This window comes from Streptomyces sp. NPDC059166, assembly GCF_042755185.1.
GTDB lineage: Bacteria > Actinomycetota > Actinomycetes > Streptomycetales > Streptomycetaceae > Streptomyces.
In genome coordinates this window covers 85795-102025 of record NZ_JBHZCI010000006.1, presented here as the reverse complement: position 1 = coordinate 102025, position 16231 = coordinate 85795, and the positions used below count along the sequence as shown (strand labels likewise).

Annotated in this window: 15 protein-coding genes; 5 read left to right on the top strand and 10 right to left on the bottom strand. The window is 71.3% G+C overall.

From position 1 onward, the window contains the following. Positions 1-217: 217 nt before the first annotated feature. On the bottom strand, positions 218-1540 hold the full coding sequence (locus ACFXOA_RS06690; protein ID WP_385023320.1) for a PhoH family protein: 1323 nt from the start codon (positions 1538-1540) through the stop codon (positions 218-220). A gap of 349 nt (positions 1541-1889) precedes the next feature. Beyond that, complete coding sequence (locus ACFXOA_RS06685; protein ID WP_385023518.1) at positions 1890-2651, bottom strand: isoprenyl transferase; 762 nt, start codon at positions 2649-2651, stop codon at positions 1890-1892. 208 nt (positions 2652-2859) lie between these two features. Here ACFXOA_RS06685 and mgrA point away from each other — a divergent pair, with 208 nt between their 5' ends. Then, positions 2860-3897: an L-glyceraldehyde 3-phosphate reductase gene (gene mgrA, locus ACFXOA_RS06680; protein ID WP_385023318.1), complete on the top strand. Its 1038-nt coding sequence runs from the start codon at positions 2860-2862 to the stop codon at positions 3895-3897. 259 nt (positions 3898-4156) lie between these two features. On the opposite strand, the gene ACFXOA_RS06675 is transcribed toward mgrA, so the two are convergent. The 3 genes from ACFXOA_RS06675 to ACFXOA_RS06665 form a co-directional block, all read right to left on the bottom strand. Continuing rightward, positions 4157-4612 carry a hypothetical protein gene (locus ACFXOA_RS06675; protein WP_385023316.1) on the bottom strand — a complete coding sequence of 152 codons (456 nt, stop codon included), beginning with the start codon at positions 4610-4612 and terminating at the stop codon, positions 4157-4159. A 102-nt stretch (positions 4613-4714) separates the two neighbouring features. Then, positions 4715-5533, bottom strand: coding sequence for a class I SAM-dependent methyltransferase (locus ACFXOA_RS06670; RefSeq protein WP_385023314.1), 819 nt, complete (start codon positions 5531-5533; stop codon positions 4715-4717). A 70-nt stretch (positions 5534-5603) separates the two neighbouring features. Then, positions 5604-6398 carry a prepilin peptidase gene (locus ACFXOA_RS06665; protein ID WP_385023312.1) on the bottom strand — a complete coding sequence of 265 codons (795 nt, stop codon included), beginning with the start codon at positions 6396-6398 and terminating at the stop codon, positions 5604-5606. Positions 6399-6503: 105 nt separating this feature from the next. Here ACFXOA_RS06665 and ACFXOA_RS06660 point away from each other — a divergent pair, with 105 nt between their 5' ends. Beyond that, the gene (locus tag ACFXOA_RS06660; protein WP_385023310.1) at positions 6504-6896 is read left to right on the top strand and encodes a DUF192 domain-containing protein; all 393 of its coding nucleotides are present in this window, start codon (positions 6504-6506) and stop codon (positions 6894-6896) included. On the opposite strand, the gene ACFXOA_RS06655 is transcribed toward ACFXOA_RS06660, so the two are convergent. The 5 genes from ACFXOA_RS06655 to ACFXOA_RS06635 form a co-directional block, all read right to left on the bottom strand. Then, positions 6868-7623 (bottom strand): hypothetical protein, encoded by a 756-nt coding sequence (locus ACFXOA_RS06655; protein ID WP_385023308.1) that lies wholly within the window; start codon positions 7621-7623, stop codon positions 6868-6870. The genes ACFXOA_RS06660 and ACFXOA_RS06655 overlap by 29 nt on opposite strands. Positions 7624-7728: 105 nt before the next feature. Then, a complete protein-coding gene (locus tag ACFXOA_RS06650; RefSeq protein ID WP_385023306.1) occupies positions 7729-8916 on the bottom strand; it encodes a hypothetical protein in 1188 nt (395 codons plus the stop codon). 96 nt (positions 8917-9012) lie between these two features. Further along, positions 9013-9456 carry a hypothetical protein gene (locus tag ACFXOA_RS06645; RefSeq protein WP_385023304.1) on the bottom strand — a complete coding sequence of 148 codons (444 nt, stop codon included), beginning with the start codon at positions 9454-9456 and terminating at the stop codon, positions 9013-9015. 337 nt (positions 9457-9793) lie between these two features. Beyond that, on the bottom strand, positions 9794-10231 hold the full coding sequence (locus tag ACFXOA_RS06640; RefSeq protein ID WP_385023302.1) for a hypothetical protein: 438 nt from the start codon (positions 10229-10231) through the stop codon (positions 9794-9796). 25 nt (positions 10232-10256) lie between these two features. Continuing rightward, a complete protein-coding gene (locus ACFXOA_RS06635; protein WP_385023300.1) occupies positions 10257-11681 on the bottom strand; it encodes a polymorphic toxin-type HINT domain-containing protein in 1425 nt (474 codons plus the stop codon). 332 nt (positions 11682-12013) lie between these two features. On the opposite strand from ACFXOA_RS06635, the gene ACFXOA_RS06630 reads away from it, so the two are divergent. From ACFXOA_RS06630 to ACFXOA_RS06620, 3 genes are all read left to right on the top strand, one after another. Further along, positions 12014-13309 carry a benzoate/H(+) symporter BenE family transporter gene (locus ACFXOA_RS06630; protein WP_385023298.1) on the top strand — a complete coding sequence of 432 codons (1296 nt, stop codon included), beginning with the start codon at positions 12014-12016 and terminating at the stop codon, positions 13307-13309. A gap of 282 nt (positions 13310-13591) precedes the next feature. Beyond that, positions 13592-15604, top strand: coding sequence for a hypothetical protein (locus ACFXOA_RS06625; protein ID WP_385023296.1), 2013 nt, complete (start codon positions 13592-13594; stop codon positions 15602-15604). 28 nt (positions 15605-15632) lie between these two features. After that, the gene (locus tag ACFXOA_RS06620) at positions 15633-16217 is read left to right on the top strand and encodes a hypothetical protein (RefSeq protein WP_385023294.1); all 585 of its coding nucleotides are present in this window, start codon (positions 15633-15635) and stop codon (positions 16215-16217) included. The last annotated feature ends 14 nt before the right edge of the window (positions 16218-16231 follow it).

Sequence of the window (16231 nt, the reverse complement as noted above, 5' to 3'; positions counted from 1 at the left end):
TGTGGTGCGTGGCGCCTCTGGAGGTGCCCAAGTGCCGTATGCGGGGCCTGACGGAAGCAAGACTCTGCCGGAAGGACACGGGGCGTTGCAATTCTGTGCTGCGTGTGAAAGGTCACACCCCGTTTGGCGCACAACTTTTTCGGAAATGACGGCGCAGCACAATGCCGCCCGGCTAAGCTCCTTGGCTCGCCGGGCGGCATCTATCGGGCGTTCCTGGTCAGATGTGGCCGTCCTCCAGCATTTCGGTCACCAGGGCGGCGATCTGCGAGCGCTCCGAGCGGGTGAGCGTGACGTGCGCGAAGAGCGGATGCCCCTTCAGCTTCTCGACCACGGCGACGACTCCGTCGTACCGGCCGACCCTGAGGTTGTCGCGCTGCGCCACGTCGTGGGTGAGCACCACCCGCGAATTCGCCCCGATCCGGGACAACACGGTCAGCAGGACGTTCCGCTCCAGGGACTGCGCCTCGTCCACGATGACGAACGCGTCGTGGAGCGACCGGCCCCGGATGTGGGTGAGCGGCAGGACCTCCAGCATCCCGCGCCCGAGCACCTCCTCGATGACCTCGCGCCCGGCGACCGCCGACAGGGTGTCGAACACGGCCTGCGCCCAGGGGCTCATCTTCTCGGCCTCGCTGCCGGGGAGATAGCCGAGCTCCTGCCCGCCGACCGCGTACAGCGGCCGGAAGACCATCACCTTCTTGTGCTGCCGGCGCTCCAGCACCGCTTCCAGGCCCGCGCAGAGCGCCAGCGCGGACTTGCCGGTACCGGCCCGGCCTCCCATGGACACGATGCCGACGTCCGGGTCGAGGAGCAGGTCGAGCGCGATGCGCTGCTCGGCGCTGCGGCCGTGGATGCCGAAGGCCTCCCGGTCGCCCCGCACCAGGCGGACGTTGCCGTCGGCGGTGACCCGGCCCAGCGCCTTGCCGCGCTCGGACTGGAGGACCAGCCCGGTGTGCACCGGGAGGTCGGCCGCCTCCGGGATGTAGAGGCTCTCCTCCCCGAACAGCAGGTCGACCTGGTCCGCGGCGAGGGAGAGCTCCGCCATCCCCGTCCACCCGGAGTCGGTGATGGCCAGCTCGGCGCGGTACTCCTCGGCGAGGAGACCGACCGAGGAGGCCTTGATCCGGAGCGGCAGGTCCTTGGAGACGACGGTGACGTCGTACCCCTCGGCCTGCAGATTGCGCGCGACCGCGAGGATCCGTGAGTCGTTGTCCCCCAACCTGTAGCCGGCGGGCAGGACACCGGGGTCGGAATGGTTGAGTTCGACACGGAGCGACCCGCCCAGGTCCCCGAGCGGGATCGGGGCGTCCAGCCGGCCGTACCGGACCCGGAAGTCGTCCAGCAGGCGCAGTGCCTGACGGGCGAAGTACCCGAGCTCGGGGTGGTGCCTCTTGGCCTCCAGCTCCGTGACCACGACGATCGGGAGGACGACTTCGTGCTCGTCGAACCGGGTCATGGCGTTGGGGTCGGCCAGCAGGACGCTGGTGTCGAGAACATAGGTGCGCCTGTCGGGCATGCGGCGCTTGATGCTGGTCACCACGGAAGGACGTACCCCCTCGGACGAGGTCGGGGAGTGCGACGGAGGTCGCGGAACTTCCCGAAGGGAGAGGACGGACCGGTGTCGGACCCTGTGCGCGGGCCGGACGCCGGCCCTCCGCGTCGGCCGCACGGTGTGCGGTCCTTCGTGTGCAAAGGGCCTCCCGGGCGAGCGGCCTGGGTGCCGCTCACTTGGATGCGATGTCCGCCCGGTTACTGACCGGACATCGACCTGAGAGCTGTATTCCCTCGAACACACCAAGCCATGCCCCGGCCTGCGAGAAGGTGCGCCCGGACCCGATCCGTGTGGTGTCCCGGAGGGGCGGGGCCCACCGCGCCTCGTGGCGCCGGTGTCAGGCCCCGTAGCGGCGGTGCCGGGCCGCGTAGTCGCGCAGGGCGCGCAGGAAGTCGACCTTGCGGAAGGCCGGCCAGAAGACCTCGCAGAAGTAGTACTCCGAATGGGCGCTCTGCCAGAGCATGAAGCCCGACAGCCGCTGTTCCCCGCTCGTGCGGATGACGAGGTCCGGGTCGGGCTGTCCCCGGGTGTAGAGGTGCTCGGCGATCAGGTCCGTGGAGACGACCTCGGCGAGCTCCTCGAAGGTGGTGCCGCGGGAGGAGTGCTCCAGCAGGAGGGAGCGGACCGCGTCCGCGATCTCCTGGCGCCCGCCGTAGCCGACGGCGACGTTGACGATTATCCCCTCGACCCCGGCGGTGGCCTCCTCGGCCTCCTTGAGGACGGTCTGGGTCCGCGCCGGGAGCAGGTCGAGGGTGCCGACGTGGTGGACGCGCCACCGGCCGTCGGACGCCAGCTGCCGCACGGTGTTCTCGATGATGCGCAGCAGCGGGACGAGCTCGGCCTCGGGCCGGTCGAAGTTGTCGGTCGACAGCAGCCAGAGGGTGACGACCTCCACATCGGTCTCGCTGCACCAGCCGAGCAGCTCGGAGATCTTGTCCGCCCCGGCCTGGTGTCCCTGCACGGCCGAGCCGCCGGACGCCTTCGCCCACCGGCGGTTCCCGTCGAGGATGACTCCGATGTGCTTGGGCACCTGGTCGTGGTCCAGGCGGCCTTCCACCCGGCGTGCGTAGAGCCCGTACACCAGGTCGCGCAAGTTCACTGAGTTCATCCTCTCGGTTCCGTACGGGCCCGGGCCCGCTCTCCCCCTCGCCGGGGGTCCGGGGCCGCCCCCCGGGAGGATCGCCGCGCGGTCCGCGCACCGCGCTCACGCGCCGCGGAACCGGCATGTCCCGAAGCCGCCACATTACTGCGGACGGGTCACGAGGGCCCAACCCGGTCTGTCACAACTCCGTGATAAGGAGTGAAACGTGACTGATTCCCTTACCTACCTCCCCGACAGCACACGCTACGACTCGATGGAATACCGGCGAACCGGCCGCAGCGGACTCAAGCTCCCGGCCGTCTCGCTGGGCCTCTGGCACAACTTCGGCGACGACCGCGCCCTCGCCTCGCAGCGGGCGATCCTGCGCCGCGCCTTCGATCTGGGCGTGACCCACTTCGACCTCGCGAACAACTACGGTCCGCCGCCCGGCTCCGCCGAGCTGAACTTCGGCAAGCTGCTCCGGCAGGACTTCGCCCCGTACAGGGACGAGCTGGTGATCTCCACCAAGGCCGGTTACCTGATGCACCCGGGCCCCTACGGGGAGTGGGGGTCGCGGAAGTACCTGCTGTCCTCGCTCGACGCCTCGCTGGGGCGGATGGGCCTGGAGTACGTCGACATCTTCTACTCCCACCGCTTCGACCCCCACACCCCGCTGGAGGAGACGATGGGGGCGCTCGCCTCCGCCGTCGCCCAGGGCAAGGCCCTGTACGCGGGCGTGTCGTCCTACAGCGCGGCCCGGACCGCGGAGGCCGCGCGGATCCTGAAGGAGATGGGCGTGCCCGCCCTGATCCACCAGCCGTCGTACTCGATGGTCAACCGCTGGATCGAGTCGGACGGGCTGCTCGACACGCTGGAGGCGGCCGGTATGGGCTGCATCTCCTTCGCGCCGCTCGCCCAGGGGCTGCTCACCGGGAAGTATCTGACGGGCATCCCCGAGGGTTCGCGGGCCAGTCAGGGCAAGTCCCTGGATCCGGGGCTGCTGGACGAGGAGATGGTGCGTCGCCTGAACGGGCTGAACGACATCGCGCGCGGTCGCGGGCAGTCCCTGGCGCAGCTGGCGCTCACATGGGTGCTGCGCGACAGCCGCATGACCTCGGCCCTCATCGGCGCGTCGAGCGTGCGGCAGCTGGAGGAGAACGTGGCCGCCCTCGGGGCACCCGCGCTCGGGGCCGACGAACTGAAGGAGATCGACACCTTCGCCGTGGACACCGCGAGCACCAACATCTGGGCTAACCGGGGCTGACGCGGACCGCCCCCGCACCGCTCCCCCGGGGCGCCTCCACGGGTCCCGCACACGGCCGGCGCGAGGTGGGCACAGAAAACGGGCCGGTCCGTGGGGGGGGTTACGGACCGGCCCGAGGGGGGGTTTCCACCATAACCCTTCGTAAGTGATGCTGCGTGCCACGCCACGGAACAATCACTCTCCGGATTCGGTGGACTGCGTTGCGGGCACGGCCGGAGAGGCGCCCGCAGGACCTGCGGGCCGACCGGACCCCGGGGCGTCAGCGGGGTACGAAGCGGATCGACACGGTGTCGCCGCCGGCGACCACGAAGTCGCCGTTCTCGCAGCGGATCACGGCCTCCAGCACCTCCTCGTTGCCGTCGCGGCGCTCCTGGGTGCCGGTCACCGTCCAGGCGCCTCCGTACGGGGGCGGGGGCAGCGTGCCCAGCGGTTCGAACCGCCACTGCCCCGAGGGCACACACCAGTCGGGGAGTCCGGGCCACACGCCCGAGCTGATGCGCAGGGTCCGGTCGGAGGCGCAGGTCAGCAGGACCGACTCCCCGCTCTCGAGCACGAACTCGACCGCTTCCGGCTCCCCCGCGCGGCCCTCGGGCCGGTAGAACAGGCCGTGCACGGCGGTGATCCGAGCCCCCGTGAGCCAGTCGGCCCTTCCGTGGCGCGGCCGGCCGGCCGGCGGGCTGAGCTCCTCGCCGGGCAGTTCCCTTCCCAACGGCATGACCTGCTCCTTCGTTGTGCGCTCGGCCACCAGGGTCGCACTACTCGTGGGTAGGACGGAGGAGCAGGTACTGCCGTTTCACTCAGGGGTGGTGACAGGAGGTCAGCTCTTCCCCGCCCGCGGAGCATCCGGCTTGCGGGCCTCGATCAGGAAGCGCGCGCTGTGCGCCACGAACGGACCCTCGGCCTCGATCTGCCTGTGGAGGGAGCGCAGCCGGGGCAGGTAGGCGTCGACGGTGAACCCCGGCACCATCCAGATGACCTTGCGCAGGAAGTAGACGACGGCACCGATGTCGAGGAACTCGGTGCGCAGCCGCTCGGAGCGCAGGTCGGTCACCTCGAGTCCGGCGGCCTCCGCGTCGGCGCGGGCACGCTCCGGGTCCCGGGCGCCGCGTTCCTCGGCCGTCCGGGGGCCGAGGAAGTACTCGACCAGCTCGAACACGCTCGCCGGGCCGACCTGCTGGGAGAAGTACGTGCCCCCGGGCGCCAGGACTCGGGCGATCTCGTCCCACCAGGCCACCACCGGGTGGCGGCTGACGACCAGGTCGAAGGCGCCGTCCGCGAAGGGCAGGGGCGGCTCGTCCGGGTCCGCGACCACCACGGCGCCCCTCGGGTGGAGCAGCGCGGTGGCGGCGGCGATGTTCGGCGGCCAGGACTCCGTGGCCACGGTGACCGGGGCGAACACGGGGGCGGACGCGAGCACCTCCCCTCCCCCGGTCTGGATGTCGAGGGCGGCCCCGGCCTGTGAGAGCCGGTCCGCCATGGCGCGCGCGTACCCCCAGGACGGGCGCTCCTCGGTGGCCCGCCCGTCGAGCCACGAGAAGTCCCATCCCGCGACGGAGACGGCGTCGGCCTCGGCGACGAGAGACTCGAAGCGCGCGTCGGAGGCGGCGGGGTCGAGGGGGGCGGGAGAGCTGTTCATGGGGAAAGGGTCGCAGCCGCCGGTGGAGCCGCGCGACCTGTTATCCGCATGTCAGTGCGGCAGGTGAGGGTCATGCCGCCAGGCCTCCGAACAGCAGACCTACGAAGGTTCCGGCGACCATGAACGGGCCGAACGGGATGCCGGTCCTGCGTCCGGCACGGCGCATCAGCATCAGTCCCGCCCCGTAGAGCGCGCCGAGGAGGAACCCGGCGAATCCGCCTGCGAAGAGCATCTCCCACCCGTACCAGCCGAGTGCCACGCCCAGGGCGAGGGCGAGCTTCACGTCTCCGAAGCCCATGCCGTTCGGGTTGATCAGGAAGAGGAGGAAGTAGAAGCCGCCGAGGGCCACCCCGCCGAGGAGCGCCGAGGTCCAGGACCCGCCGTGCTCGGGGAGCAGTGCGGCCGCCCCGAGGAGCAGCGCGGTGGCTCCGGCGAGGGGGAGCGTCAGGGTGTCGGGGAGCCGGTGGACCCTGCGGTCGATGGCGGCGAGGAGGACGGCGACGGGAGCGAGCAGCAGCCAGGCGGCCGCTTCGGGCCTGGTACCGGTGGTGGCCGCCAGGGCGGCGCACGACAGCGCGGTGACCACCGGGAGCGCGAGGGCGGGCGCGTAACGGCCCTGTCGGCGCGTGCTCCGCTCCGGTGTCGTCGCGGTGCCCGGCGTGACGGCCGGGACCGCGACGGCGCACGTCCGGCATCTGGTGGAGCCGAGCCAGCCGCCGGCCGGTCCCTTCAGGGCGTGCCCGTCCGGGCAGGCGTCCCTCCAGGGTTCCTCCGGTTCGACGGAGAAGCGGTACGCGGCGCGTGGGAGCAGCAGTCCGGTGGCGGCGCCCCAGAGCACGGCGACCGCAGTCAGTGTGACGTCCACGCGCCGACCCTAATCCGGTGCGTACCGCGGGGTCTTGGGCCCTGGGGCCCATGGGGCCGAACTTTCACTACCCGTCCGCAGGCGTGGGGGCTACGGTCGGTGCCCATGGGGAAATGGCGCAACGGCAGCGGGACACTGACGGTCGGGGCGGACGCCGGGGGACGCGCGGTGCCGCTGCGGATTGCGGCCTCCTACCGGGCGCGGGCCAGGGGGCTGCTGGGCGTGGACGGCGTCGACGGGGCGCTGCTGATCACGCCGTGCGGGAGCGTGCACACCTTCCGGATGCGGTTCACCATCGATGTGGCGTACCTGGACAAGGACTTCAGGGTGCTGGCGGTCCGCACGATGAAGCCGGGCCGGCTCGGCCTGCCCAGGCTCCGCGCCCGCCATGTGGTGGAGGCGGAGGCCGGGGAGATGGAGCGGTGGGGGCTGCGTCCGGGGACCCGGGTGCTGGTCGAGTCCGCTCCGGCTACGGAAGCTTCGCCGCCTGCGCGGTGACGAGGGCGGCCGGGACCTCAGGAGTCTTCCCGGTCAGGTAGTCGGCGGCGTAGAAGGTGACGACCGTCGACCCGGTCCGTACGAGGTGGAAGACGAGCGGAACGGGCGCTCCTTCCAGACTGCCGGTCACCTGGTACGCCAGGGATTCCTGGCCCGCTCCGGGGGCGGGAAGCGCTCTGACCTCGGTGTAGGTCGACGGCCCGTCGTCGCCGGTCGTGCGGAACCCTCCGGCGCAGGCCCGCACGGCGTCCCGGACCGAACGCATCAGTTCCTCGGCCTCGCCCGCCCGGTGGGAGGTGAGGATCTCGGTGACGACGGTCTGGTCGTCCCTGCCTTCCTCACGGGTGTCCATGGCCGTGCGGAAGACGGTCGCGGCCGGAGTGGGTTCGGGCGAGCCGTTGATGACGGTGGTGATCGGCCGGCATGCCTCGTCCTCGGGCTTCTCGGTGCCGCGTTCGTCGGTGCCCTGGAGCGGTGCGATGTCGAAGCCGGGGACCTCGCCCGTGGTGAGGGCGACCTCGGCGAGCTCTGATTCGGTGAGGGTCCTGCCGTCGCCGGCGGGAGCGGGGGCCGGGGTGGTCGCGGCCGGGGGCTCGCGGTCGGGTGTCGCCGGGGCGGTGGCCTTCCGCTCCGGCCCCTTGCCCTCGACGTCGTCCGGCCCGCAGCCGGACGCCGCCAGGCAGAGGGCGAGGGCGCTCGCCGCCACCACCGTGCTCCGTACCCTCATCGCTCACCGCTCCTGACCGCCGCACGCCGGACCAGCACGCTAACAACCGGTCCGCCGACGGCGCGTGGGCCCGTGGGCCCAAAGGGCTGTCGGGGCAGCCCTGGGTCAGGGCGGTCCGGATCCCAGGAGGGTCCAGGCCCCGTAGACGGCGGAGGCGAGGGCGGCCACGGTGACCACGGCGGCGGTGCGCGCCGTCGTACGCAGCCCGGCCAGGGCGACCGCAGGGGGCAGGAGCAGCGGGAACGCGGGCATCATGAGGCGCGGCCGGGAGCCGAAGTAGCCGGAGCCGATGAGCGAGACGACGACCACGGCGATGCCGTACACCAGCAGCGGCAGCGGCTGGCGCTGCCGCACGCACAGCACCACCAGCCATCCCAGCAGCCCGAGCGCGGCGCAGAGTCCGAGCGCGGCGGGCAGTGGCAGCCCCGCGATGAACGCGGCGAGGGCGCGGCCTCCGTCGATGCTGTTGCCCCACCGGGCCTGGACGTCGAAGTACGCGAACGGGCTCCCCTGCCGCACGGCGACGAAGACGACGTACCCGAGCCAGCCGAGCGGGGCCAGGCAGACCCCCAGCAGCATCCGGATGTTCCGTCGCAGCAGGCCGTCGCGGCGGCCGGCCCGCCACTCCCTGACGAGGACGGAGAGCGCGGTGACCGCGAGCGCCGCGATGAGGGCGGCAGCGGTGGGCCGGGTCAGCCCGGCGAGCACGCAGAGCGCGCCCGCGGTGATCCACCGGCCCTTCAGGACGGCGTACAGCGACCAGGCGGCGCACGCGGTGAACAGGGTCTCGGTGTACGCCATCGACTGCACGAACCCCGTCGGGTACGCGCCCCACAGCGCGGCCAGGACCACCCCGGTGCGCCGGTCGTGCAGGCGCGCGCCCACGGCGAAGACCCCCCAGGCGGCGACCAGGCCGGCCACCCAGGCGACCGCGATCCCGGCGCCCTCCACGGTGAGCGGTGTGACCGTGGCGAGGCCGCGCTCCAGTGCGGGGAGCAGCGGGAAGAAGGCGAGGTCGGGGTGGACGCCTCCGTCGGGCAGGGTCGCGGTGTAGCCGTAGCCGTGCTCGGCGATCCGCTGGTACCAGACCGAGTCCCAACGCCCGCCCAGGAGGTGCGGCGCGCTCTTCCCCTCGGCCGGCGCCCACAGCGCGAGGGCGAGGAGCCCGAGGGCCCTGACCGCCGCGTAGGCCGCCAGTGCGGGGGCGGCGGCGGTGAGGAGCGCCCTGGCCTGGGGCCGGGAGGCACGGGGTTCGGGCACCGCCGGGTGGAGGCGCGTCTGCAGTTCGGGCATGCGGCCGATTATGGGCCCGCCGGAGGGGCGGTCACGCCTCCTGCCGGTGCGCGGGCCCGCCCCTACGGGCCTGCGGCGGCCCCGGTGTGCGCGAGGTCACCAGGACGGCTGCGGGGGCGGCCCTCCTCCGGCGCGCAGGACCTCGGCGTGCGGTTCCTGCCGGGTGCCGATCTCCCGGCCCACCAGCGGGGCGACCGTGCGGATCAGCTTCAGCTGGACGGAGCGCAGCACCCGTACGGTCAGGTCGTCCGGCCAGCCCGTCGTGGTGGCCCATTCGTATCCCGAGCCGACGACATCGCTCACGAAGGCCACCTCGGTCGCGAGGAGCGCCCGCGCCCAGTCCATGGGCTCCAGTGCCTCCCTGGCCGCCAGGGAGCGGTGGATGGTCACGCCGCGACGGCTCAGATCCTCGGCGCCCTCGAAGCCCATGGCCACGGCGAACTCCTCGGTGCAGCGGGCCGGTCCGCACCACTCCATCAGTCCGTGCTGGAGGAGACGGGTCTCCTCGTCGGTCAACGCGAGTTGCTCAGCGGTGGGCAAGCGCCCTCACCTCCGGATTACGGGCCCGGCCCGGCGTCGTGGGGGGAACGCCGGGGCGGGCCGGCCGATCACTGCAGCGCAGACGCTATTGACCCGCCGCCCGGGCGTCTTGGGCCCAGGGACCCAACCCGGTCCTGGTGCCCGTTCGGGTCCTCGGAGACGTCGGCATCGCCCGCCCGGACACCCACCACCTCGGCCGGCGCGGAGGCCATCGTCCCGGGTTCAGGACGATGGACCGTCAGGGGCGTGTACGGGGTCGTCGCCCCAGCCTCTGCCGGCTCCCCGGACCGACGGCCTGAGCGGCCACCGACCGGGGGAGGACTCGGCGCGGGCTCGCTCACGCCGCCAGCTCCCGTTGCGCCTCGGCATACGAGTTCTGGGGGACCAGCTCCGACATCTTCGCGAAGAAGACGGTGCCGGCCGCCTTCAGCGCTTCCAGGAGCTCCGCGGAGGCGCCGCTCGCTCTTCTGACCTCCTCGCCGATCTTGGCGGTCACCAGGATCCGGGAACCGGTGGTCCGAAGGGACAGCTTGATCGGCTGGTCCGGGAAGAAGGTCTCCGCACAGCCCCCGGACCGCACCTGCGTCACCATGTCGGCCAGGTAGCACCAGAGTTGGTCGACGTAGTCCCACTCCTCCGTACCGATGACCTCGACTCCACCCACCGAGAGCCGGATCGCGCCCTCGATGTAGTCCGAGTCCGGCGGCGGGGTGCGGCAGCTCTCCACCCGGACGAACTCCCCGCTCTCGTCTCTGAGGAACGTCTCGATCTCCATCACGACACAGGCCCTTCGGTCGAGGTCACTCCGGGTAGAACTGGCCCACCCGCCCTCTATTCATACCGAGCACGTAATCGACACCGTCGACCGTGCCGCGGATCTGGTACATCCCCTGACCGCCACGCTGTGCGAGCTTGTCCCTGTTCTGCCGCATGACCTGGCCGATGGCGTCCTGCACGTCCTGGATGCTCATCTTCGGATCGAAGAAGGACTGCGTCTTCTTCACCGACCCGTCCCAGTACTTCGGGTGGTGGCGGGTGAGGATGTGCTCCATCCCCTTCTTGTCCAGCAGGAGGGACTGGTCGCCGAACTGGAACCTCTGGCTCTGCCAGGTCCGGAGGTCGGGAAGGCATCCTCCGGTGTTGTGGACCAGGACCGGTGCCGGCCCGGCCAGCACGTAGTACGTGTGGATGCCCGAGACGGTGAGGTCGTGGGTGGTCTGCCGCTGGGTGTAGCGCGCCACCGCCGCGACCGTCAGGGAGGAGCCGTCCGGCGTGCGAAGCCTCGTCCCGGGGCGGATCTCTCCGGCGTCCAGCCAGTTCCGCGCGTCCACCGACCAGAAGGGGTGCGTATCGGTCGCGGTGACAGCCGAGGGACCTGACGGCGTGCGGAACAGCAGCCGGGTGAAGTGCTTGTCCTCGTGGGTCGTGATCAGGCGCTCGACCTCACGCGACCCGGACAGCCCTGTCGCGGGATCTGTCGCGGTCACCATCGTCCCGGCGGCGACCTTCTCGATCCCGACCTGCCGGCCGTCCGCCAGCAGCACCCGTGTTCCCGGCAGGAAGCTGTGGGAGGCGGGACACGTCGGCGGCTTGCCGTCCGCCGGGTCCTTCTTGGGCGGGTCCTTCTTCTCGGCGTCGAGCTTCCTCTTCGCGTCGTCGAGCTTCTTCTCGGCGTCCTTGACCTTCTTGCGGTTCTTGACGAGGCTCTTCAGCCCGTCGTAGAGGTCTCCGCCATGCTTCTTCAGCGCCTTGATGAGCTTGGCGGCCTTCTTCCACTTCCACGGCGCGCCGTACTTCGCCGCGAGCTTCCCGACCGCGCCGCCGATGAGGCTCAGCAGGACGTTGATCAGGGTCTCCGTGCAGGCGCCCATGTCGCCCTTGGTGATGCAGTCCAGGGCGTCGGTGATCCCCAGTTCCTCGGCGAGGATCCTGGCGAGCTCCTTGGCCGCCTCGACGGCCTTGTCCGAGCTGGTCTTCTCGGCCTTCTGGGCGTCCTGGAGCTCCTTCAGCGCGGCGTCGTAGTCGATCTGCGCCTGCGACTTCGGTGTGCCGTCGTCGGAGGCCGGGTCGCCCTTGCCCGGCGAGTCCTGCGCCTGGATGTCCCCGCCACCGCCACCGCAGTCACCGCCGCCGGTGATCCGGCAGACCTGCCGGCCGAGCTTCTCCGAGAGCTCCGCACCGATACCCGTGGCCACCAGTGCGCCGATGATCGCGACGACGACCATGACCAGTCCGACGTACTCGATCGCACCCTGTCCGCGCTGCCCCGCCGCAGCCCGACCATGCGCACCCCGGTCCGCGGCACCTTCTCCCGCGACCAGCGGCGTAACCGACGACGCACATCCCCCGGACCAGTCATGCATTCGAAGCTAACTTCGGTACGGGGCACGGGTCTTGGGCCCACGGACCCAACCTGGCGCCCGTCTCCCCCGCGCTCGCCCGGCCTCGCCCGTCTCGGTTAGCGGACTCTGCAGTTCCGCTTTGACGAGTCGTGCGAGGGTTTCAGTGCCCCGCACCGCCCGTACGGGGTGTGGAGCGCGCAGGAAGGCGACAGCGGATGACGGCCGGTTCATCGGTACCGACGGCGGAGGAACCCACCGCGCAGGAGACCTCGGCGCCGGCGTCGCCGGACGGGCCTGCCCCACGGCCACGGCTGGTACGCGACCTCTCGCTGTCGGCGCTGCTCGCCGGTCTCGTCGTGGTGGTCGTCTCCTACTCGGGCCCCCTGGCGATCGTGCTCGCCGCCGCCCGCGCGGCACACCTGGACGCCGGGCAGACCGCCTCGTGGATCTGGGCGATATCCATCGGCAGCGGACTGACCTGTATCGGCCTCAGCCTGCGGACCAGGATGCCGGTCGTCACCGCCTGGTCCACCCCGGGCGCGGCGCTGCTGGTCACCAGCATCGGCTCGTACGCGTACGACGAGGTGATCGGCGCCTTCGTGGTGTCCGGTCTGGTGATCGCCCTGATCGGGGTGACCGGGATCTTCGGACGGCTGATGCGCCTCGTCCCGGGGCCGGTGGTCTCCGCCATGCTGGCGGGCGTCCTCTTCTCCTTCTGCGCGGATGTGTTCACCTCGCTGGAGCACACCCCGCTCATCGCCGGTTCCGTGCTCCTGGCCTATCTGTGCGGGAAGCGGTGGCTGCCCCGGTACGCCGTCCTGCTGGCGCTGGTGGCCGGCCTGGTGTGCAGCGCGGCGAGCTCGAAGCTGCATGTCAGGCTCGACCATGTCGGCCTGGCCCAGCCGGTGTTCACTGCCCCCGGGTTCTCCGTGGCCTCGCTGATCGGCATCGCCGTCCCGCTCACCCTGGCGACGCTCGCCTCCCAGAACGCCCCCGGTATCGGTGTGCTCACGGCGTCCGGATACCGGCCCGACGACCGTCTCCTGGTCGGCTCGACGGGGCTGGCCTCGGCGGTCTTCGCACTGTTCGGTTCCCACGCGGTGAACCTGGCGGCCATCACCGCCGCGATCTGCACGGGCCCGGAGGCGCACCGCGATCCACGGCGGCGATACGTCGCGGGGATCTCGTGCGGTGTCCTCTACCTGGTGGTGGGGGTCTTCGGTTCGACCCTGGTGGCCTTCTTCGCGGGGCTGCCCGCGGAACTGGTCGCGTCCATCGGCGGTGTGGCCCTGTTCGGTGCGCTGTCCGGCGGGCTGACGGGTGCCGTACGTGAGGAGAAGGACCGGGAGGCCGCACTGATCACCTTCCTGGCCACGGCGTCCGGAGTCACCCTCTTCGGCATCGGCTCGGCGTTCTGGGGGCTGGTGTGCGGGATGGTCGCCCACCTGGTGCTGAACGCCCGCCGCCGGGCGCGCCAGGACGACTCCGGGCAGGGCGGCCTCCCGGCCTGATCGAGAGGTTCGGGTGGCGCCGCGCCTCATCCGCTCAGTCCGAGCCGGACACCCGCAGGACGGTGCAGCGAGAGTCCCACGAGAGGGGGGCAGCCCGCGCGTCGAGCCGTCCCGCCCCGCGAGCGGCCGGGCTGCGGGGCGCCGGCCGGCTCGGACCACGGCCAATCCTGACGGAGCGTGTGCGCTTGGGCCCGGATTTGGGGCCGCGGGCCCAGGTCACGCCGCCGATCCCTCCCTACGCTCACCCCACACAAGGATCAGGGCCGGCGAGAGGGTGAACCCGTGAGCGGTGGCAGTGACTGGGGAGGCGGGGTCCCGGGCCGCGGGCGGGCCGGGACGGCCGGGGGGCGGGGCGGTACCGGCGAAGGATGGTTCTTCCCGCTGAGCCGGAGCCTGGCGGCAGGTGCGCTCGCCTACGTCCTCTCCGGGATGCTGCTGGCGAGCGTGCTGATCGAGACACTCGCGTCGGACGAACGCCTCGAACTCTTCGGCTGGCGGCTCGCGCTGCTGCACCTGCCGAACGTCGTCGTCACCGTGCTGACGGTCCTGGCATCGGCACGCGCCTTCCCCGCCAGGCACCGGGGGTCCCGAGTCCTCTACCTGCTCGGCACGCTGACCGTGCCCGTCGCCGGACTCGCGTACGGCTACTGGACGACCTGGGACGCGGCGGACGCGGAGAGTGTCCTGATGCCGGCGGTGGTCGTCGTCACGGGCGCCGCGGTCGGCCTTGCCCTGGACAGGCTCATCGAGGAACGGGGCACGGACGCGCCGCCCCCGGTGCCGTACGGCACCCGCGCCTACGACTGGCGGGACAAGGGCGCCACGGCCCTGGAGTACACCGGTGTCATCGTCCTGGTCGTCGCACTCGTCGGAGCACTCACCCTCACCGGCGTCGCGAGCCGGATCACCGAGCGCCTCCTCTGCGCGGTCGCCACCCTCACCGGGGGCGGCGGCGGAAGCTGCGGCGCGGGCGGGGACGGGAACGACGCCGCGCCGAAGACCGACGCCGACTACGAGCCCAAGCTCTGCCAGGTGTCGACCGTGTCCGACACCGCCGGGGGCAAGGTGAAGATCGCCTGGTTCGAGTGGGGCGAGGAGTACGGCTTCCAGCAGAAGGTCGCCCAGGCCAACACCGATGTCAACGAGGACGGCAAGGTCGACGAGAACGACAAGCTCGTCTACATGACCTTCACCGACGCCGCGTCCGTCGGGGCCACCGCCAGCACCCCCGGCGTCAAGCTCGGGAAGCTGGGCAAGGCGGATGTCGACGTCGGCGGCGGGATCAAGATAACCAACGGCGACACGTGGGTCTTCAAGAGCGAGGAGGAGGCACAGAAGCTGCGGGACGACATCGAGGAGATGAAGATGTGGGAGACCTCGACGACCCACAGCGGCGGTTACGGCGGCGGCTGGTACTCCGGGATGAAGTGGGCGGAGAAGCAGGAGGACGTCGAGGAGAAGATCGGCGACAAGAAGATCTCCTACTCGACGATCGGCCTCAACGCCTACGCCGACGGCGGGCTCTCGATCAGCGCGGGCGACGAGTCGAAGCTGGGCGCCAAGCTGGGCGGCAAGGCGAAGTTCTCCCCCGAGGTGACGATCACCAAGGACGACGTCAACGGCAACGAGTCGTACACCTACACCGCCAAGCTGGAGCTGGAGGGGAAGGTCAGCGGCACCTCGGGCCCGCTGGGCAGCACGTCCGGCGCCAAGGACACGCGTACGGGCGCCGTCACCGTCACCCGCGACCAGAAGACCGGGAAGATCGTCCGGATCGACATGACGCAGACGCTGGAGGGAACGTCGACCTCCGACAAGGGCGAGGCCGGCGGCGACAACGGCAAGAAGGACGGCGACAAGCGGGGCGGCAAGGGCAGCATCACCGACTCGTCGGGCGAGACCGGCATCGAGGTGCAGACCAACTCGATCGTGTTCGGCAAGGAGACCGACCCGGACACCGAGGCCAAGCGGGCGGTCGCCGAGCAGTGGCTCGACGGCTCCGGCAACAACACCGCGCCCTTCGAGTACATGTTCGGCGACCACACCCTGGAGCAGAAGCCGACCGGTACCGACCCGTTCGAGCAGCTGATGTTCCAGGACGGCCTGTCCAGCTCGATGCGGTACCACGGCGAGACGGACGCCCAGGAGTTCGGCTTCGAGGTGTCGCTGGGTATGAGTCTGGGGTTCTCGATCTCCGACGAGCACAAGAGCGAGACACTGACGGACGCGCAGTTCCTCGGTGCCCCGCAGGACGGCAAGCGCGCGTATCTGCCGTACAGCTACTGCGCGCAGTGAAGCCGGCCGAACCGACGACGAAGAGGCGATGACGTTGACGAAGTCCAAGGCGCTGCTCGGCGCGGCACTCGCCGCAGCCCTCGGCCTGCCCCTGCTCACCGGCTGCGGCGGCACGGACACCGCGTCGGTGCCGGACGGCTGGGGGACGCTCGACACGAGGAGCGTGTCGGTGGGCTACCCGAAGGACCAGGGGTACGCGCCCCAGCCGGCGACGGAGCGCAGCAGGGCGAACGCCGCCGTGGCGGTCAAGGAGGAGAAGGGGGTGCGGACCGGAATGGTCTCGGTCCAGCTGGACTTCGCCACCGGTGTGGACGACGCCGGGGAGGCGGCGGCCGCGGCGGGGGCGGGGATCGGCCTCGGCGCGACCCGGAAGGAGACGGAGGACGTGACCCTCGCGGGCGAGGAGAGCGCCCGTGAAGCCCGCCGCATCGACTACGAGTTCACGTCGAACGGCGAGGAGTCGACCCCCGCGAAGGGGACGCGGATGACGGGGGTGGTGGTGGCGGGGGTCGACTCGAAGGACGTACCGTTCGCCATCCGGATCAACGCGGTGAAGGGTGCGCTGTCCTCGGCGGACCTCGACTCCTTCGTCTCGTCGATCACCGTCAAGTAGGCCTGGACAGGGTT